Annotated in this window: 19 protein-coding genes and 1 tRNA gene; 8 read left to right on the top strand and 12 right to left on the bottom strand. The window is 55.8% G+C overall.

What is annotated here, in order from left to right:
- From FIV00_RS27550 to FIV00_RS27595, 10 genes are all read right to left on the bottom strand, one after another.
- Positions 1-2127 (bottom strand): caspase family protein, encoded by a 2127-nt coding sequence (locus FIV00_RS27550; protein ID WP_152503701.1) that lies wholly within the window; start codon positions 2125-2127, stop codon positions 1-3.
- Positions 2128-2316: 189 nt separating this feature from the next.
- Positions 2317-2844 carry a 2,4'-dihydroxyacetophenone dioxygenase family protein gene (locus FIV00_RS27555; RefSeq protein ID WP_152503702.1) on the bottom strand — a complete coding sequence of 176 codons (528 nt, stop codon included), beginning with the start codon at positions 2842-2844 and terminating at the stop codon, positions 2317-2319.
- Positions 2845-2879: 35 nt separating this feature from the next.
- The gene (locus FIV00_RS27560) at positions 2880-3581 is read right to left on the bottom strand and encodes an SDR family NAD(P)-dependent oxidoreductase (RefSeq protein WP_152503703.1); all 702 of its coding nucleotides are present in this window, start codon (positions 3579-3581) and stop codon (positions 2880-2882) included.
- Positions 3578-4468 carry a sugar kinase gene (locus FIV00_RS27565; RefSeq protein ID WP_247649296.1) on the bottom strand — a complete coding sequence of 297 codons (891 nt, stop codon included), beginning with the start codon at positions 4466-4468 and terminating at the stop codon, positions 3578-3580. The genes FIV00_RS27560 and FIV00_RS27565 overlap by 4 nt, the downstream gene beginning before the upstream one ends.
- 95 nt (positions 4469-4563) lie before the next feature.
- Entirely contained in the window at positions 4564-5766 is a 1203-nt protein-coding gene (locus tag FIV00_RS27570; RefSeq protein WP_152503705.1) for an L-dopachrome tautomerase-related protein, read from the bottom strand.
- A gap of 28 nt (positions 5767-5794) precedes the next feature.
- A complete protein-coding gene (locus FIV00_RS27575; protein WP_152503706.1) occupies positions 5795-6445 on the bottom strand; it encodes an RraA family protein in 651 nt (216 codons plus the stop codon).
- Positions 6446-6504: 59 nt separating this feature from the next.
- The gene (locus tag FIV00_RS27580; protein ID WP_152503707.1) at positions 6505-7497 is read right to left on the bottom strand and encodes a C-terminal binding protein; all 993 of its coding nucleotides are present in this window, start codon (positions 7495-7497) and stop codon (positions 6505-6507) included.
- A gap of 1 nt (position 7498) precedes the next feature.
- Positions 7499-8512, bottom strand: coding sequence for a DctP family TRAP transporter solute-binding subunit (locus tag FIV00_RS27585; RefSeq protein ID WP_152503708.1), 1014 nt, complete (start codon positions 8510-8512; stop codon positions 7499-7501).
- 18 nt (positions 8513-8530) lie between these two features.
- Complete coding sequence (locus FIV00_RS27590) at positions 8531-9820, bottom strand: TRAP transporter large permease (RefSeq protein WP_247649297.1); 1290 nt, start codon at positions 9818-9820, stop codon at positions 8531-8533.
- Complete coding sequence (locus FIV00_RS27595; protein WP_173006190.1) at positions 9817-10323, bottom strand: TRAP transporter small permease; 507 nt, start codon at positions 10321-10323, stop codon at positions 9817-9819. Before FIV00_RS27595 ends, FIV00_RS27590 begins: the two co-directional genes overlap by 4 nt.
- Before the next feature lie 154 nt (positions 10324-10477).
- Here FIV00_RS27595 and FIV00_RS27600 point away from each other — a divergent pair, with 154 nt between their 5' ends.
- On the top strand, positions 10478-11122 hold the full coding sequence (locus FIV00_RS27600; protein ID WP_152503710.1) for a GntR family transcriptional regulator: 645 nt from the start codon (positions 10478-10480) through the stop codon (positions 11120-11122).
- A gap of 26 nt (positions 11123-11148) precedes the next feature.
- Here the strand turns inward: FIV00_RS27600 and FIV00_RS27605 are convergent, their stop codons facing one another.
- Positions 11149-11379: a LuxR family transcriptional regulator gene (locus FIV00_RS27605; protein WP_152503711.1), complete on the bottom strand. Its 231-nt coding sequence runs from the start codon at positions 11377-11379 to the stop codon at positions 11149-11151.
- A gap of 176 nt (positions 11380-11555) precedes the next feature.
- Between FIV00_RS27605 and FIV00_RS27610 the strand changes: the two genes are divergently transcribed.
- The 6 genes from FIV00_RS27610 (at position 11556) to FIV00_RS27635 (ending at position 18349) form a co-directional block, all read left to right on the top strand.
- On the top strand, positions 11556-13193 hold the full coding sequence (locus FIV00_RS27610) for an alpha/beta fold hydrolase (protein ID WP_152503712.1): 1638 nt from the start codon (positions 11556-11558) through the stop codon (positions 13191-13193).
- A 92-nt stretch (positions 13194-13285) separates the two neighbouring features.
- A complete protein-coding gene (locus FIV00_RS27615) occupies positions 13286-14743 on the top strand; it encodes a VWA domain-containing protein (RefSeq protein ID WP_152503713.1) in 1458 nt (485 codons plus the stop codon).
- The gene (locus FIV00_RS27620) at positions 14740-15678 is read left to right on the top strand and encodes a hypothetical protein (RefSeq protein ID WP_152503714.1); all 939 of its coding nucleotides are present in this window, start codon (positions 14740-14742) and stop codon (positions 15676-15678) included. Before FIV00_RS27615 ends, FIV00_RS27620 begins: the two co-directional genes overlap by 4 nt.
- 8 nt (positions 15679-15686) lie before the next feature.
- A complete protein-coding gene (locus FIV00_RS27625; protein ID WP_152503715.1) occupies positions 15687-16295 on the top strand; it encodes a LemA family protein in 609 nt (202 codons plus the stop codon).
- Between the two features lie 4 nt (positions 16296-16299).
- A complete protein-coding gene (locus tag FIV00_RS27630; RefSeq protein ID WP_152503716.1) occupies positions 16300-17919 on the top strand; it encodes a hypothetical protein in 1620 nt (539 codons plus the stop codon).
- A 25-nt stretch (positions 17920-17944) separates the two neighbouring features.
- A complete protein-coding gene (locus tag FIV00_RS27635) occupies positions 17945-18349 on the top strand; it encodes a hypothetical protein (RefSeq protein WP_152503717.1) in 405 nt (134 codons plus the stop codon).
- A gap of 131 nt (positions 18350-18480) precedes the next feature.
- Here FIV00_RS27635 and FIV00_RS27640 read toward each other — a convergent pair.
- Positions 18481-18567, bottom strand: a tRNA-Leu gene (locus tag FIV00_RS27640).
- Positions 18568-18745: 178 nt separating this feature from the next.
- Between FIV00_RS27640 and FIV00_RS27645 the strand changes: the two genes are divergently transcribed.
- Positions 18746-19720 carry a complex I NDUFA9 subunit family protein gene (locus FIV00_RS27645; protein WP_152504484.1) on the top strand — a complete coding sequence of 325 codons (975 nt, stop codon included), beginning with the start codon at positions 18746-18748 and terminating at the stop codon, positions 19718-19720.
- Positions 19721-19833: the final 113 nt, after the last annotated feature.

Consider the following 19833-nt stretch of genomic DNA (forward strand, 5'->3'; position numbering starts at 1 on the left):
TCAGAGGCCGTTCAGCTGAAGTCGCTGCTCGATGCGTTCTTCGACCTTGGCAATGTCGTCCGAACTGAGCAACGCCTTCAATCGTTCGACTTCTTCTGCTGCTTTTTTGTATTTCTTCAGATCAGCGATCCGATAGAAGAAGAAGGCTTCCAGCGGGTCCTGCGAAACAAGAGCACCTTCCTCATGGACCCGACCCAGCTCGAAGTAAGCCTGACCGAAGCCCCGATCAGCAGACAAATTGAGAAGCTCGAGGATCTTCTCTTTTCCTGCTGCATCGGGTTTTTGACCCATCAGATCCCGGGCGAGAAAATAAGGTGAGAAACGGTCCCCGGCGTCAATCGCCCGCATCAGCCAAAGATGTGCGGTCGTGCGATCTTTTTCGACACCCCAGCCTGAGAGATAACTTCGGCCCAAACTGTTCATGGCCTCACGCTGACCGTTTTCGGCTGCAAGCCGGTAGAGCGCAGCGGAGGCGTCATAGTTCTTTTCGACCCCGATCCCCTTCCGATAGAGGTCCGCCAAGGCGTTTTGTGCGTTGACCCATCCCATGGCGGAAGCCAGGCGATACCAGAGTATGCCTTCGGCCGGTTGCTGGGCGACACCACGACCCTTGATATAAAGGGTGCCGACATTGGTTCGTGCACGAAGGTTGCCCAGACTGGCCGCCCTCAGATAGTACCGGCGGGCCTCCTCATAATTCACATCGGAACCGCGGCCTGAATAGTACATGTAGCCCAGATTTGTCAGAGCAGCCGAGTAGTTCTGATCCGCAGCGAGCTTGTAAAAGGCCTTGGCCCATTCAAACCGTTTGGCGACATCAAGAACACGCCCCAGCTGGAACTGCAGCCTAGGGTTCCCTGGGTCTTCCACGAGTGCAAAACCGCATAAAATGACGGCATCTCGAATGTTGATCAGTCCGTCGCGGATCGAGGGGGCAACACGTTGCGGGTCTGCGGGATGGGCAGCCAGGAGATCGCAGGCTGTCACGATATCTCTCAAACCTCCTGCAGCATTCGGCAGGTCTTCGGGCCACAGTCTGAACAGTTCTGCGGGAATATTTGTCTGAGGCTGAAATGCCAGACGCTCCTGACGCTTTTGTCTGGCTCGTTCAATGACATCCTGCTGGTTGATTGCAGCCGTACGCACGCTCACGCTGCGCGATGCCTCTGCGACTTGTCTTTCGCCTGTGTCCAAATTGCGCATGAGGGTCCGCACCGCCGAAATATGCCGACTGGACGGGAAGGATCGGACGAAGCGCTCAAGCTCGTCTTCGGTTCCGTATTTACTCAGAAAATACCAAAGAACAGTGTCGAGATCATAGTCTCCGGCCTCGACCTGGGGTTCAGGTGTCGCAGATCCCGAATTCCCCCTCAGCACATGCTCTCGCTCGACAGACCCGATGACCCAAGGGATCTGCAATCCTTCGGTTGAGACCCTCACCTGCTGGCGAACGCGGCGAAATGCGGAAAAGAGCGAGATTCCCGGAGATTCGAACGCCCGGCTCAAAGCAATCGCGTAAGGTCCGTTACCACCTGCGGGACCATCAAAGGCGAGTTTTCCAGCACTGGTGGAAAATGCCAGCAACGTTTCCTCACCACCCGCTTCTGAATAGGACAGTCCTGCCTGAAAACGCGGATCCAACCCGGAAAACGGGTCGTCGCGGCAAGCGTCGATAATGATCAAACGCAGTCCGCCACCTTTCCCGGTCGATGCCGCGTCAATGACATCACGCAATTGAACCGCTTTCAGATTTACCGATTCCGCAGAAGACGTATCCACATCGACGGACAGCAGCTTGTTCTGGCCATCCACCTGAAAGCCATGACCGGCAAAATAGAAAACACCAATCTGAGCGCCGTCAAAAGTTTTGTCCATTTCCTCAATGAGGGTGGTGAATTCATCTTTCTTGAGGTCAAAAAACAGATTGACCTCAAAACCCGCCTGCGCGAGGACTTCGGCAACAAGCGCCGCGTCATTTGATGCATTCGCCAGGGGGGATGTGTCGTATTTGGTGTTTCCGACAACGACCGCGATCCTGTCCGCAGCCGCTTGTGCCTGTTGAACCCAGATCTGGCCAACTGCGAGCGTAAACAACAATACTAAGCCCGCCGGAATTCTGAGTTTCATCTGCTCACCTTCACCAAACTGCGTTCACGCCGAAAACCGGGCGATCAAGACGCGTGTCTGCTCAAAGCATCATCAAAGCTCATTTTCCTTTGTCGGACAACCTGAAGACTGCCGATGTCCGGCCCGGAGCGTGTCAAACTTGCCGCTCCGAAGTCTTTCATCCAGCATCACTACTTGTCGTTGCGTAACTTATCGCAGGAACTGATCCACATAGTCCGCACCAAGCCCGACAGACTGATAGTGCTTCCGGCACATGTCGATCTTGGTGAATACGTCCTCATAGCCGAGATGTTTTCCGTATGGATCGACGTAATACATGATGCCGTTTACCTGGAACAAAGTGATCATCTCATCGACGTCATCAGGAACGACCAGAGTATGTGTTTCGCCCGGCGGTTCGTAGACATAGCCGCCCTCCTGGGCGACCCAGTCATGTTCGAGATAATGCCAACGGCCCTTCAAAACATATCCATGCACAGGATTTGGATGGCGGTGCCTTGAAAGAACTCCGGATTTCCGCACCCTTAGCAAATTGACCCAGTAGCCTTGGCTCCGGTTCAGGCACAAGGGCCGGAACCAGACGTTTGCGGTCTGCGGGACCCAAACGCGCTCGTCATCGGGAATGGCACTCGGCACGACGATTTCCGCCTGGGCATCTTTCGGGAATGGAAGCTGATAAGGAATTCGAGGATTTTCATCCTTCTCGGTGACCGGCATGGCTTCTCTCCCAATAGTATCCGGTTTCAATGACTTCAGACGGCTGAATAGCCGCCATCGACCGGATAGACCGATCCGGTGACAAAACTTGCTTTTTCGCTCAATAGCCAGGCGACGAGCGCACCAACCTCTCGCGGTTGGCCCCATCTATCCATTGGCGTCCGGGCGAGGATGGTTCCTTCTCGGCTGACATCCTCCCGAAGTCCTTCTGTCATACCAGTCTCGATCCAGCCGGGGGCAACCGCATTGACACGAACACCATCGGCTGCCCAATTGGCGGCAAGTGCCTTGGTAAGCTGCGCAACTCCGCCTTTGGATGCGGAATAGGCCGGAACCAGGGCCCCGCCGAAATAGCTGAGCATTGATGCCGTGTTGACGATCGCTCCGCCCGACTTTTCCAAGATTGGCTTGGCCGCAAGGCACATGCGCATCGTGCCGGTCAGATTGACGTCCAGGACCGTCATGAAATTCGACAGTTCGTATTCTTTGCCACGCATCAAAACACCAGCGCAATTGACGAGACCGTCAAGGCCGTCAAGTCCAGCGATGCAGTTCGATACCGACAGGTCGTCTGTCACATCCAACCTGACGGCGGTGAGATGTTCGATTTGAGGACATTGGGCAACCTCGTGGTCGGACACACCCGTTGCCGTCACTTGCCATCCGCTGTTGATCAGTTCCTGAGCGACGCCAAAGCCGATACCGCTGGTGCCACCGGTAACCAAGGCTCGTTTCATGCGGCTCTACCTTCGTTCATGAACTTTTCCACGTCCTGTCTTTTGGGCATTGGAGCAACTGCGCCAAAGCCTTGCGTTGACAAGGCCGCTGCGGCATTCGCGTATCTTGCAGCCTCGTATGGATCCCGTCCCGCCGCCATTTCCGCAAGAAAGGCTCCGTCAAACGTATCGCCGGCTGCGGTCGCGTCAACCGGCTTGACCGGCAACCCGGGCACACGACGTCGTTCGTTGGGCAGCGCAATGAGTGTTCCCTCCTTGCCGAGCGTCAAGGCAACGATTTCACATCCAAGATTCAAATAGAAATCGGCAATCGCGTCAGGATCCGTAAGACCGGTCAGTTGCACTGCATCTTCCAATCCGGGAAGTGCAATATGTGCTCTTGCCATGGCGGCGTGGGTGACCGCACGCGCCCTTTCCAGAGGCCACAGGTTGAGCCTGAGATTGGTATCGTATGAAACCCAGCCACCAGCCTTCCGGCAAATTTCCATGGCTGCAAAAACAGTATCTGCCGCTGTTGCGGAAATCGCCTGACTGATCCCCGACACATGTAAAATGCGCGCTCCGGAAATATACTCCAGAGGAAGGTCCGAAGGCGACATCAAGCTGGCAGCTGATCCCTTTCGCATATAGGTGAAAGAATGTCCGCGCTCGTCATGGCTGACAAAATAAATCCCGGTACGCGCGTCCCCACGCTGTTTCACGTGACAGGTGTCGACACCCTCACTTTGCCAAAGCTCCAGAAATTCCTTGCCAAAGGCATCCTTACCCAGCTGAGTCAGGTAGCCGACGGACGCATTTTGCCGCGCGGCAGCGATAGCGGCGTTGGAGGTGTCCCCACCGTGCCCCTTCAGATATCGGCCATCAGTTTGCTCGTTGAATTCGAGCATGGGTTCCCCCAGGCAAATGATGTCAGGTTGCATGATTGGTACTCTTTGTCGGGAAAATCGGCCGCGAGCACACGCTCGCGACCGTGTGGGAACAATTATTCAGCCGTGTAGCTTTGCCCAACGCCTGGGATTCGCCAAATCCTGAAGTTCGGGATCTGCGGGTCCTCGAAATTCATGTCGCCATCCACCCAAACGTGAAGATGGTTGGAAACAACGTAAAGGGCGCCATCAGGACCCCAAGCGAGTGTGTCCGGCCAGTTCATTTCGGGATGGTGAGCAAACCTGGACAATTGGCCGGTCTTGCCATCGAGTTTCATCAATCCATCGAGCGAGAGCGCCGTCATATAGACGTTCCCGTCCCGATCCGCTGTCATGCCGTCCGTGTTCGACGGCAAACTGGTCTCCACGCGAACCGCATTTTCAAGAACCGTCTCGCTGGTGTCGAAATCGCGCAACAGGTCGGTATCGAGGCTGTAAAGAGTATTGCCCGTAAGATTGGTCCAGTACAGCGTTCCCTTGTCACCGGACAGAGCAATTCCGTCGGCACCGGTTTTCATACCGCCGTTCTTCAAAACCTGACGGTCATTGATGTTGAAAAAGAAATGCGGCTCATCGTTGGTGAATTTGTGCTGGTCCAGCAGCCGTCTGGCGGTATTTGAATTGCTATCGTAGGCAATCAGTCCGCCGTGCAGGGGATTACAGAAAATCCCACTGTCCGTGATATAGGCAAATCCGGTGTCGTTATCGACCGCGATGTCGTTCAGAAACGAACACTTTGGATCGGCTTCGTCGGCAGAAAAGACGTACCTACCAACTTCTTCGCCAGCCTTGATGTCCCAAAGAACCAGCTTCGCATCACCTTCGGCCATCTTGCCTGCCATATGGCCCTGATCGAGTATCCACATCACATCGTTTCGATCGATTTCAAAGCCAAGTACAGCTTTAAGCCCGGACGGATTGCCGACAGCGTTCATGTCCTCCGACGGATAGGGCTCCAGAACCCATTGGTCGCCTTCCTTCACCAACCTGGATAAGGTCGCAGGCATCTCAGGCCCGGCCCAACGCGCTGTTGAAACATATATATTGCCGTCGCTGTCGAGCTTGGCTCCCTGGATGAGGGCCTTGCCGAAGATGTCGCTGTTTTCCCATGCAGATTGCACATCTTCAGAAACGACCTTGTAAGGCAGCTTGTTCCATTCTGCGATCACTTCCAGATCGGGAGCGCCCTCTGCGAAGGCCCCTCCAGCACCCAGAGCTGTCACCGCCAATGCCGCGATAGTCGATTTCAGCTGTCTCATTTCGCGTGTCCTCCGTTTTGATTTCCGGTCAGATCCGGCCGTATTTCGCCAAGCCTTCACGCAAGGAGCCTGCCTGCATGATCAATTTGGCCTGCTCGGCTTCGCGAACATCGATTTCTCGTGCCATTTCAAGCACTTCCTCGGCCTTTCCAATTGGCACAACGACAACGCCATCAATGTCCCCGACCACAATGTCACCGGGATGGACGATCACATCACCCACAGGAACCGGTTCATTGGCGGCCAGGGTTTTGTGACGTCCGAGCGTCGTTCCTGGCGACGTTGCACGCGCAAAGACCGGAAAATCGTAGTCACGGCGAATTTCCGTGATGTCCCGAACCGCACCGTCAAGCACGGCACCTTCGTGTTTGTTGGCCACAGCTCCTGCGGTCATCAGTCCACCCCAAACGGCAACATTTGCGTCGCTTGCAATAGATATGACGATGATCGATCCGGGCGCGGAATCGTCAATCGCATCAAGCGCATGCTGTGGTGGGACAAACTCATCGGTTGGTCCTTCCAGCACAGTGACTGCGGGACCGACAATTTTCTTGTCATTGATGCGGGGCTTTATAGCGCCGTCCAGGTATCCCTTGCGTCCAGTCACCTTGTCCACCGCATCAGCGACCGAGGCGGTCGCGGTTTCGCGGAAACCTTCAATCAAGTCTTTAAGTTCCATTACAGACACTCCTGTTGAACCGTCCTGAAACGGTAAGTTCTTGGATGGCGGCCCTTTGCTCACCACGGATTGACCCAGTTATTGGGGGGAAGTCCTCGAAGTACACGCGCCAGTTCTGCACCTGCACGCCTTTGAAGCTCGCTGACGGACGCTTCCGAATACCAGCCACAATGATCGCTGAGCACGGCGTTCGGTGCGCCAAGCAACGGGTTGTCCGCAGAAGGCGGTTCGACCTGAAAAACGTCTATGCCGGCGCCGAAAATGCGCCTTGCATGCAAGGCTTCTGCGAGAGCGTTTTCATCAATCAGGCCCCCACGCGATACATTCAGAAGAATTGTCTGGGGTTTCATCATGGCAATGCGTTTTGCATCGATGATGTTGCGTGTATCAGGCGTCAAAGGCGTATGCAGACTGACCACATCGGCTTCACGGCAAAGGCTGTCGGGATCATGACGTTCAACGTCCCAATCCTGTCGCGTCGCTTCATCGAGGTTCGGGTCACTTACGATGACCCGAGAAAAGCCAAGGGCCCTGAAGCGTTGGCATGCAGCGCGGGCGATGCGCCCAAAACCGATCAACCCCAGCGTTGCCCCGCGGTGGCCCGGCACGGGATGTTTCTGGCCGATGCCCCAAAGCCCTTTTCTGACCTCAGCGTCTCGCGTGACGATCCGTCTTGCGACGGCAAGATAAAGAGCGAGCGCGTGGTCGCTGACTTCGTTCTCAGCGCCGTAATCGGGGATGTTGGCTATGTAAATGCCACGTTCCGTGGCTTTCTTCAGGTTCACATTGTCAACCCCGACGCCGTAACGCAGGATCAGCTTCAGGCTTGGAAAATCGTCATAAAGCGCGGGGTCGATGCGGCGCTCTCTTATGAGCACCGCAAAGACGTTCTTTTTGGACAAGGCGGAGACCGCGTCCTGATTGGGTGAAACCGGAAGTACCTTTGCACCGAACGGCTCAATGGCTTCTTGTTCCAGCTTATAGTCCGCGTACCCAGGCTCAAGCACTGCCGCAAAGGGTGTCGCTTCTAGGGAAACAGCCTCCGCCCGCATATCACTGACCCCTGTAGTCAGCTACTGCGGCGTCGAGCTTGTTCGGCCAGTCTTCGCCGATCTCGCCAACGATGTATTCGCGCACTGCCGGCTGCGCCAGTTCACGAAACTTCGCCTTCTGTTCCGGACTGACCGGCACGACCTCGAGGCCTTTCTCACCCAGGATTGTTGCTGCATTGGCATCCTGTGCAGCCGTCATGCCTCGATGTATGACTTTCGAGATTTCGACGCATTCATTGACGGCCTGCCTTTCGGCATCGGTAAGCCCTTCATAGAAGGCATCGTTGATCATGTAAGCGTGCCAGGAGAAAACGTGACCATCGAGCGACACATACTTCTGGTGCTGATAGAGCGACGCATTGACGATGTTGGTAACGCCGTTTTCCTGGCCATCAACAACACCTTGCTGCAGGGCGCCAGGCAATTCCGGCCAGGGAACAGGCGTTGCAGAAGCACCCAGCGATTCCACGAGTTTGGTCCAGACAGGCGCTGTCATGACGCGCATCTTCAGACCCTTCATGTCATCGGGCTCAGCTACCGGGACTTTTGAGTTGGTAAAGTTGCGGACGCCGTTGTCCGCCAGACCAAGAACACGAATGCCGGTCTGGCTGCGCATGTCATCGAACAGTTCCTCGCCAAATGCCCCGTCCACGATCGACCAGGCCATAGCCTGATCGTCAAAGAGGTACGGCATTGCGAATACGGCAAAGGGTTTGTAGACCGCAGAAATCGGACCATCGTGGACGACGCCCATCTGGATTGCTCCGAGCTGAAGGCCCTCTATGACCTGCCCCCCGTCACCGAGCTGCGAGGCTGGAAACACCTGAACATCGATGCTTCCGGACGTCTTGCCTTCAACGCAGGTTTCAAATGCGAGCGCAGCAGCATGTTTGGGCGACGACATGTCAGCCGCCTGAAAGTGAGCGTATTTCAGCTCCTTTGCCTGGGCGGCACCTGCCGCGGCGATGATGGCGAGTGCCGCTGTGGCACCCAATAATCTTGAAGTCCGTTTCATAGGTTTCCTCCCGGGTTGCTAATTCGAAAATCCGAAAAAGCGAGGTAAAGCGGTGCTGATGTTCGGCACGAGAATGACGAGCAACAGAACCAGAATTTCTGCGGCAAGGAGCGGCAGAACAGCGCGCGACAGGCCCTCGATTTTGAGGCGGCCAACCGTCGCGATGACGAAGAGAACCGGTCCGACCGGAGGCGTGATCATGCCTATGGTCAGGTTGAGCACGAGCATCATCGCGAACTGCAAGGGATCGATGCCGAACTGCAGTGCGATAGGCCCCAGAACCGGGGTGAGAATGATGAGAGCTGGCAGCGTGTCGATGAAGAGGCCGCAAACAAGGGCAAAACCGGCAAGCAGGAACAGAACCGTCAAACGATCCGTCGTTGCGCCAGATATGAGTGCAGCCAGGCTTTGCGGTATCTGCAAATATGTCAGCAGCCATCCAAAGACGGATGCCATGGCGACAATCAAAAGCACGGACGACGTGGTTACACTGGCCCTTACAAGCACGGTGTAAAGCTTTGACCCATTCAAAGTGCGCATTGCCAGACCAAGCAGCAATGCATAGGCGGTTGCGACCGCTCCTGCTTCTGTCGGTGTGAAGACGCCACCCAAAATGCCACCGAGAATGATCAGAGGCATCAGCATTGCCGGACCAGCAGCCAGGGCACTTCTGGTGACCTCGGAACCGGACGCTCTCTTCTCGCGTCCGCGGTAACCTTTCTTCACCGACACGTAATGATTGGCTGCGGCCAGCGCCAAGCCCATGAGAAGACCGGGAACGATGCCTGCCATGAACAGCCCAGCGACCGTAACGCGATTGTCTGAGATCGCGTAAATGACCATCAGGATCGAAGGCGGAATGATCGGCCCGATGGTTGCCGTGGCCGCGGACAGAGCACCGGCATAGTTGGGCTCGTAGCCTGCATTGCGCATCATGCGCATGACAATTGCCGAGGGACCGGCAGCATCGGCCAATGCGGAACCGGAGATACCGGCAAAGAGCATGGAAACCAGCACGTTCACATGGCCCAAGCCACCCCGAATGTGACCGACGAGATCGTTGGCGAACCGCAGCAAGGCCGCCGTCAGGCCACAGGCCGTCATGAGTTCCGACGCGAGAATGAAAAACGGCACGGCCATCAAGGGGAAGGAATTGATGCCGCCAAACAATCGCTGCGGAATGAGCAGCGGGTTCAGCGCTCCATCCACCAGGATTGCAACTGTCGAGGCGACACCCATTGTGAAAACGACCGGCATCCCGAGCACAAGGGTGGCGAAGAACAATATGATGAGGGTTTTTGCCATCATGATTGAACGTCGACCTCATCAAGATGAGTGTCGGTTTCAAAGTCTCCGGCAACGAATTTCCGGCATGTCAGCACCAGGTGGCACAGGAACAGGAATGATCCGAACGGAATGGCAAGATAGGGAATACCGCGCGAGATACCGGTCGCCATGGTTTCCTTGTTCCAGCCGAACTCGACAAACTGAATTCCAAACCAAAGAACGAGACCCATAAAGGCTGCCATGACAACGACGGCACACCACCGGATCGTCAACCGCACCGCCTTTGGCAGCAGCGCAACAAACAGATCGATCTCGACCAGCCGGCCACTTCTCAGAGCCAGTCCGGCACCGGCAAAAACACCGAAAATCATCAGAAAGCGCGCAACTTCCTCGCCCCACGCGAGGGAAGATCCGAACAGATAGCGGCCGATGACATTGGCAATCACGATCAAAAACACAATCGCCAGCGAGCTTGCGACCAGGAAACGGTTCACGGCTATCAGGACGCGTTCGAATTGCGCCATCAGGTTCCTCCCAAGTGTGGAGTGCCGATCCGACGTGGCCTCCGATTTTCGGAGTACTGGCATACTGGCATACAGTATGTCAATGACAAAAATACTGTGCGCCAGTCACGAATCCGGTCTATAAGCCGTCTCCAACCGGAGGTTTCATGGTGTCATGTTGAAAATCGAGCGACCGAAATCGTTTGCCGAACAGGTCTCTGACGTGCTGCGTGCTCAAATCATCAGCGGTGAGCGGGACATGGGCGAAGCCCTGTCGGAAACGAAGATTGCAAAGGAACTCGGAGTAAGCAGAACACCGGTCAGGGAGGCCTTTGCCAGACTGGAACTGGAAGGACTGGTACACACGGAACCGCAACGGGGAACATTCGTTTTCACGCTCGACCGATGTTCATTGCTTGATATTTGCGATGTGCGTGTAAGCCTGGAAACAGCCGCCTTGAAAAAGGCAATGGAACGGGATCCGAAAGGACTTGCGAAAAGCCTGAAGGAAATCACCAAGAAGATGACCAGGGCCCGAAAGAAGGGCGACGAACGCGACTATCTCGGCCTGGATACGGAGTTCCACCAAAGGCTATTCGATCACGCAAAAAACCAATTCCTGAACGACGCCTATCAGACAATCGCGGCGAAGATGGCCTGTTTAAGGAACAAGTTGGGCAATCATCCTGAACACATGGAAAAGTCCTTCGCGGAACACGTTGAAATCGCGTCGCTTCTGGAAAACGAAAAAACAGATGAAGCCATTGACGTGATGATCAGGCATATCGGCCGCAAGGAAGGCTCTTACTGGAACAAGTGAAGATCCGTTCGCAGGAAAACGCAGTGCTAAGACGCGAGAAGATTGTTTGTCAAAGCAATCGCGATGGCGTGTTCCCGGGTTTTCGCACCAAGTTTACGCCGCGCGTTTCGGATATGAAATTCCACGGTAATCGGAGCGATACCAAGGGTGGATGCAATGCGTTGCGGACGTTCACCAGAGGCCAGTTCAATCAGGCATTCGCATTCCCGCTGCGTGAGAGGCTCAAACGCGCTTTCGATCCGTGCAAATGCTCCCATGGTCTTGCTCGACCCTCCTGACATTGACCTTGTCGAATCTACGTAACAACTTACTTCCCTTAGGGCATGACCAATATTGGGTATGCACGAGCGAAACATGGAACGGGCGTCGGTGCGGTTTTCGATTCGCTCTCGGGAAACACAAGTAATTGTCCAGTACGGAGCATTGAAAAGCCTTGAAAGATAACAAGAACGGCGAAACACCTTCCCGACTGGATGACATGATTGCCAATGTCTATGAAGCCGTACTTGACCAGGATCGCTTCGATGAACTGATCACACTCGCGGAAAGCAGCATTACGAACAGGAGTGCACACCGCGAGCTTTTGCGCAGAAAACGCGATATCGAAGCGCATTTCGAAACTGCGGAGAAGCTGCTGTCGAGCCTGCAGAAACCTGCAGAAGACTATGACCGGCCGGTGATCAGGCTGGGACGGGATCTTACGGTTCTGCAGGCCAATGAAACCGCCGAACGAATTCTGCAAATTACTGCCGGTCGATCACTTGAAGAACTGGATATCGATGGCGACGCATTGGGTCATCTCAACGAAGCTGTTTCGGGCCGAGCCGAGGACTGGCCGATTGTTCGCGTCCCACACGCTGCTACAGGCAAGCAGGTTCTGTTGGTCTTGTCCGCTGAAGAAGATCCACACAACGGCAAAATCTGGTTACTAACGGGCGTTGAACGTGTCTGGCAACAGGGCGCGAGCCTGGCCATGCAGAGCCTTTATGGTCTCACACAATCAGAAACCGATGTCCTGTCCATGCTGGTCAGCGGACATACGCCAGCCGAGATTGCGGAGGCACGCGATCGATCGGTCGAAACAGTTCGCCAGCAAATCAAATCGATGATCACGAAAACCCGCTCACGGGGCAGCGGGGAGCTTGTTGCAGTTGCCAGAGCCATCGCCAATTCTGCACAACGGCGAAAACCTCAGACCACATCGGCAGACCACACGCGCGCGGAGCTCAGACTTCGGGACGGGCGCAAGATCGACTATCTGGAGCAGGGAGACACGACCGGTAAAGCCGTTGTCTTTCTCCACGGCTGTCTTTGCGGCAACAGGCTGCCGAACACCACAAACAGATATTTTTCCGAAAACGGTATCCGTCTGCTTTCCCCTGCCCGCCCCTGGCACGGTCAGAGCGACGGTCACGGAATTCTGCTTCATGATCCCGCTCGTTACGCGCATGACATATGCGACTGGCTGGACCAGCTGGATCTTGAACAGGTCCAGCTGGTTGCTTTTGACGTTGGCGCTATTTTCGCACTGGTCTGTCTTCCCCATCTCCGGGACCGTGTAGCGCAACTTATTTGCATTTCCGCTCAACCCCCCATGCGGAGCTTTCAGGACTTTTCCGGAGCACCGCCGCAGCAAAAACTGTTTGCCTTGTTGCCGCGTGTCTCAGTGCCGCTTTTGAGCTACATGGCAAAACTGGGTGACAAACGGTTGAAACGCGATGGGCCGGGCGGCTTTGCGCAAACCGTTTTTGGAGGTGCACAGGCGGATCTCGAGGCGTGCAACGATCCGCATTTGCTGGACCTTTTCTGGCAAGGTCACCTGTTTCATGTCGAACGCGGCTCGGACAGCTTCATCAACGATTGCCGGTTTGTTGCTTCTGATTGGGAGAAGCTGATCAAACCAACGGATGTTCCCATTCATTTTATTCACGGAACACAAAATCGGTCGATACGCCCGGAACGCATTCTGGCCTTTGCCGAGCGCATTGAAGCGCAGGTCTCTCTTGTCGAAAATGCCGGCCACAGTCTCCCGTTCAGTCACTGGCGAGACTGGGTCCGTTTTCTCGACTGACGTAAACAACCCACCCTATCAAAATCCATAGCTGTTTCCGCTCCGGGACACGTGCTCTCCTGAGTTCCTTTGAGACTTCAGGACAGATTGCGATGCGTTTTATTTCAAGGTTTGCTTTTTTACTGTGTTGCCCATTTTTCACGCTGCAAGCGCCACAGGCTCAGGATACTGATCCCGGCAGGGCGATGATCGTCTTTGACGGGTCGGGTTCCATGTGGGGACAAATAAGTGGCACCCCCAAGATCGTGACGGCACGTGACACGCTGGCGCGCGTCGTCGGACAGCTGCCGCCAGCACTTGAGGTTGGATTGATTGCCTATGGACATAACCGCAAGGGCGACTGCAGCGACATTGAAACCCTGGTCCCGGTCGGGCCTGCCTCGACGCAGTCGAGCAAACTTGTTGCATCTGTGGCTGCACTCAAGCCAAAGGGCAAAACGCCTCTGACCGAAGCCGTGCGCCGCGCCGCACGGGAACTTCAGTTTCAAGAAGACAAAGCCACCGTCATTCTGGTGACAGACGGGATTGAAACCTGTGAAGCAGACCCATGTGCTGTCGCGAACGAGCTGGAAGCACTTGGGATCAACTTTACGACACACGTGATCGGCTTCGGACTGAACGAGGAAGAAGGCCGCCAGGTCGCGTGCCTTGCGGAAAATACGGGTGGCCTCTATCTGCAGGCGGACAATGAGGGTGATCTGGCCGATGCTCTTCAGCAAACAGTTTCGCTTTCGCCAGCTCCTGCCCCGGCTCCTGAACCAGCGCCCTCGCTTGCTAAAAACATCAAAGCGACGGTCAGCCTGGAGGAAGGTTCGGCCCCGTTAACCGATGCTGACGGTATTCGTGTCTACTGGTCGGCAACGCCCGCCGGCGGCGGGGAAGAAATTCGCCTGACCACCCGCCCTGACATCAGTGAACGACTGGAACCTGGCGCCTATCGTCTCGCAGCCCGAACGGACAAAGGCAGTTCAGCGGTTGCGGACATCACGGTGACCGACAGCGAGCTGACAGAAGTCAACCTATCGCTTGGAGCCGGCAAGATCGATCTCTATGCGGTGATGGCCAACCAGGATCTTGGTCTCTCGGATACGGATTTCCTCTGGCAGGTTGAAAACAAAATCACGGGTGAACAGTTCACGGCCTATACCCAGGCGATGGAAGCGGTCGTTCCAAGTGGCCAATACAAGGCGAAGCTCATTATCACACGCCTTGAAAAGATGTCGCCCGGCAGCGTTGAACTGGATGTGGTTACCGGAGAAACGGCACAGGCCGAAGTGATCGCCCAAACGTCGAAAGTCACTCTGCGTGCCTTCAATGCTGACGGTTCCGAGCTGAAAGCACACGATTCCCGGCTGAACGTCTTTCAGGGGGAAAAAACTGAAAATGAGGCGTATGTTAAGATGGTGCTTGGCGGCGGAGCGCTTTTTCTTCTGCCTGGACAATACTCCGTTCGCGCCGAGGCATGGGACGGCAGCAAACGAGAGCCGGTCTTTCAGTCAATAACGGTCAGCCCAGCATCAGAACAGACCATCAATGTGACCTTCCCATGAGTGGGCAGGACGCATTCTGGGATCCGATAGAAGGCGCGGTAGCACCGGAATTCAGGCAAAGACCAGAGCGAGAACCCTCGAAGCTTCCGGCATCCTTCAAAAAACTGGAACTTCCGCTTTTCTTTCTGGCTTTCCCGGGTTTCATTCTCGCTTTTCTCGGCGACAGTCTTTTGCCTTACGGCATAGCGCTCGTGACATTCGGCATGGCCGGCGGATTTGCAATCAACCACTTCACCGGCGCTACCGAAGATCGACTAGAGCGCCTTTGGAAAACAGGTGAGCATCTCGGATTTCGGTTTCGCCCGGAAATACCGGCCAGCCGATTGCGCGACATACGGCAAAAGATTCCCGAACTTTTCAAACTGCGAATTGGCGGGTCGATTCCGCTGAACATTGAAAGTGAAATGTGGGGCCGGTCGGAAAGCGGCACGCCTTTGTGGCTCGGTCTTGGCGCTTTTTCGTCAGCTGCTTTTTTTGGCGGGCCCAAACAGACCACCAAATTGGCAAATGCAGGTGCACAGGGCAACGTCGTGATGATGATTGCGGCATACAAGCTGGATCGGGATACGGGTATTCGGATCGTGCTGATGCCGGAATCGCTCGGAGCTGTCGGACCATTCGACCGTGACCTGAAGACGGAAAGCGTGGCGTTTAACGACACCTTCAACATCAGAGTGACATCCCGGGCGGACGATGGGGATCTGGATCAGATTTCCGTCAACGTGCTGCAAGTGCTGACACCCGCATTTCAAACCACGCTGCTGGAGCTCGCGGACCGTTTCGCAGCACGTGTCATCGTGGATCGCGATACCGTCTATTTCGGCGGTTTTCACAACCTGCAAAGTCTGGATGACACAGTACTTCAATCCTTCGTCAAGGAAATCGTCGCTGCATTTGCGGCAGCGTCGACCTCCTTCAAACGCTACGCGGAGTGACCCAGCATATGTCGTTTTTCATGATATTGATCTTATTGGTTGGCGTGGTCATTGGAACTTATGTCCTTTGCTACAATACGCTTATGTCGGCCAAGTTCCGTGTGGATGAAGCCTGGTCCGGAATAACGGTTCAGCTCAAGCGACGGCACGCACTTGTGCCCAATCTGGTTCAGGCTGCCAAGACGGCGATCGGCCACGAGCAGGCAATCATCGACAAGATCGTCACGGCGCGATCTGCTGCTCTCGAAGCATTGGCAAGCGACAAACAGGCGGATATTGCCAAGGCTGAAGCCGGTTTAAGTCAGGCGCTTGGGCAGTTCATTGCCTACACGGAAGACAACCCTGAAATAACCGCCAACGAAAACCTGCTCGTATTGCAGAAACAGCTTGAAGAGACAGAAGATCAGGTGGCCGCTGCAAGGCGGATCTACAACGGCAATGTCCAGGCCTACAACACCCGTGTCGCATCCATTCCATGGAATTTTGTTGCAGGCCTCAACAAACTGAAACCGTCTCAAATGTTCGAACTCGATGCGGCCGAAATGAAGGAAGTCTCAAAGGATCCTTCGCTAGATGCCCTTGAACTTGCCGTTCCTCCTCAGCAAGACAGGACCTGAGCCCATGTTGCGTCTTCTCATCAGCCTGGTCGTGCTGTCCTTCGCACTCCTGCCTGCCAAGGCGTCTGACGACACCTGTGTAACTTCGGCCCCGAACGGGCAATCTCTCCGGGTTTATGACAGTGCCTCCACCAACAGTCCGGTCCTTGGAGGCATCGGTGTTGGAACCTGCGGAATTCAGGTCACAAACCAGTGTGAAGGCACGATGTGCGTGATAGTGCTTGCCGGGCTGAACGGCTGGGTGGATATGCAGCACATTTCAAACAGTCCTGTCGTTGCGCCCGGACTCATGAGCAGCGGAGCTGCAATCGGCAGCTACGTCTACGGTGTCACCGGCGGCTCAGGCTCTGTCACGGCGGCAGGCCGCACACAACCCACGCCTGTTGATGCCAATGGTGAGGTCAGGGTGCAAAAGACCGGTCCATCGACAGCAACACTGACGCTGCCACAGGAAGTTACGCCCGGCCCAATTCCCTTAAGCGGCAATGACGCCGGACCCTGGACCGGCGGCTTTGGCAGTTGGGGCGGCATGCCGATGGCCGTCACCGTTACCTTCAACGGACTCGGCGCTCAGACAGCCACACTCGAGCTTAAGGGCAACAACCAGCTCGCAGCGATGACAATACGTCTCGACCTTGCTGCACGGTCCTTGCCAGAAGTTCAACAGTCTGGCCGCCCGGCACCAGCAACACCTTCGCCTGCCGGGTCCAGTTTCAATGCATGTTCCGAGCTGGACCGGCTGACCAAGGAGATCAACAGCCGCGCCGGAACCAAGCAAATCCAAGATATGCGCAGCATTTACGTAATTTCGGCGGTCAAGAGCACGGAACCGACCGCTGATCAGGCTGCCTGTCAAAAAGCGCTCGACCTGATTTCCCAGGATGCCGGGCTCTGGGTTCTGGTCGAAGAACAGGCCAGACTGGGTCCAGCCGCACCACCACCTCCTCCTGGACCAGTGGCCAGTCAACAAGTGCGTCCCAGCACGGTGTCCGCACCGCGCCCGACACCACAGCCCACAACAACAACGAACCAGTCTTCCCAGCACCAATCCGATCCGCAAGGCTTGCTGGCTCAGTCCTGCAGCATATTGCAACCCTTGATCAGCCCTTTGCTGCGTGGTGGTTCGCGGGCCGAACGAGAACAGGTTCTGGCGCTTTTGACCGCGCAAGGTTTGGTCAGCGTTTCCAGTGCACAACCCGTTCAATGCGCACTCATCTTGGCTGATCTGATGTCCAGCGGGCTTATTGCCAATGACAATCGCCCCTGGGCCGCCATTGCCCAGTCTGGCGCGCCGGGCTTTGGCGGCGAGGACCCTGCGACAATGATCGCAGGCGGACGCGAAATAGGCATAGACCCTTCTGATTTCATACCTGAGTTCAATCCGGACGGACAGGCTGCCAACCCGGCACCTCCGCCTCAGCCAACCAGCCCTTCAAGCGCCGGAGACCCCTGCATATTGCTGGGCAACGCATTGGTGATCGCTGTTCGTGTCGGTTTCCCAGGCGATCTTTCAGCTTTTGCTGATCTCTTGAAGACCCATGGCGTTGAAACGCTCGCTCCAGCGTCAGCACCTCAATGCCTGGCCGCCCTGAACAACGCGCGCCAGGCCGGTCTGGCGCGCTGACAGCCGGTTGGAAGGAATGCAACACATGAGCACAAGAAGCCCATTTTTCCGTGTCCTAGCCGCAGCTGCCGTTTTCCTGACGGGACTACAAACGGTTTCCGCAAATGAGCCCGACCCGGCCGACACCGGTGACTTGCCAGGATTTGGCATCTGGGGACCAGCCTACAAACTTCGAAATGTTCCAAACGGGATGCGCCTCGTCGTTCGCGCGCAAGGAAGCCGTTCTGCAGAGACTGTTGGAAGTCTTGCGCGATCAGCCAGCGAAGTGCTTGTTCTCAACTGCTCGCCCGAGATCGTCCCGCTGACTTTCGAAAATGCATCACCGGAGGGGAAACGCGAACTGCTCGGCGGCGTCTGGTGTCAGATCGACCACTATGGAATGACCGGGTTTGTGCCGGGAATTTATCTCGACCCCATCCTAAACCGCTAGATGAAGCTTCGGTCTGGCAGCGCACTCGCAGAACTGGAGTTTCAAAAGATAACCCAAAACGAAAAAAGCCCCGGAAAACCGGAGCTTTTTCGGAGAAATCAGACTGAACTGGATTGTCTGAGATCGGATTTTGGTGCCCAGGAGAGGACTCGAACCTCCACGCCCGTTAGGGCACTAGCACCTGAAGCTAGCGCGTCTACCAGTTCCGCCACCTGGGCTGTGGGGGGGCTTGTAAGCGCCGGACCTGGGCTTGTCAATCATTATTGCGCGACTATTTTTCCTCATTCCAAGCCAGCCCTTCACACACGCTCTGCAAAGGGCTAAGACACTGGAAGACGGACCTGCTTGATGGCGGATCAGTCAAACCTTTTGGACGCGACAGAAGGCATTTTCACAATGTCCACACCACTTAACGGCAAACTCGTCACGATTTTCGGTGGCTCCGGTTTTCTAGGCCGTCATATTGTCCAGGCCCTTGCCAAGCGGGGCTATCGTGTCCGCGCAGCCGTGCGACGTCCGGACCTGGCGACCCATCTGCAGCCCCTCGGTGCACCCGGCCAGATCATGCCCATCCAGGCAAACCTTCGTTACCGCTGGTCAGTCGAACGTGCTGTTCTCGGTGCGGATGCCGTCGTGAACGCAGTCGGCATACTGGCTCCATCCGGAAAGCAGTCATTTGATGCGGTTCAGGCTTTCGGTCCGAGAGCAATCGCTGAAGCTGCTCGCGGAGCCGGCCTTTCAAGCGTGACACATATTTCGGCAATCGGAGCAGATCCGGACAGCAGCTCCGCCTATGCCCGCTCAAAGGCAGCCGGAGAAGCCGGCGTCCTGGAGACGCTGCCGGAAAGTGTCATTTTGCGCCCTTCGATCGTCTTCGGACCGGAAGACGACTTCTTCAACAAGTTTGCGGATATGGCCCGCTTCTCGCCAAGCCTGCCTCTTATTGGCGGCGGTGAAACCAATTTCCAGCCTGTATATGTGTGCGATGTCGCCGAGGCTGTGGCGCGCGCTGTCGATGGTCAGCTCAACCCTGGTACCGTCTATGAGCTTGGCGGGCCGGAAATCAAGAGCTTCAAGGCCTGCCTTGAAGACATGCTGAGCGTCACACGCCGCTCCCGCCTGCTGTTGCCAATCCCGTTCCCGGTCGCATCCGCGATGGGCAAGATCTTTCAACTGTTCCCCTATGCCCCCCTTACGGCAGACCAGGTAGAACTTCTGAAAACCGACAATGTGGTCTCCGAAACCGCAAAATCCGACGGGCGGACGCTTGAAGGCCTTGGCATCACGCCGGCAACACTTGCCTCGGTGCTGCCAACTTACCTCGACCGGTTTCGCGAACGCGGCCAATACGACGCGCACCGGCCAGCTTGACGGTCATCAATTTGAGTTTCAGAAGGCGGGCTTCGGCCCGCCTTTTTCATGTCTTCGGCACCGGAAACAAGTGCCTGTTCCAGGACAATCGTTAGCGGGTGAATGGATCGCCC

The organism is Labrenzia sp. THAF82 (genome assembly GCF_009363435.1).
Lineage (GTDB): Bacteria > Pseudomonadota > Alphaproteobacteria > Rhizobiales > Stappiaceae > Roseibium > Roseibium porphyridii.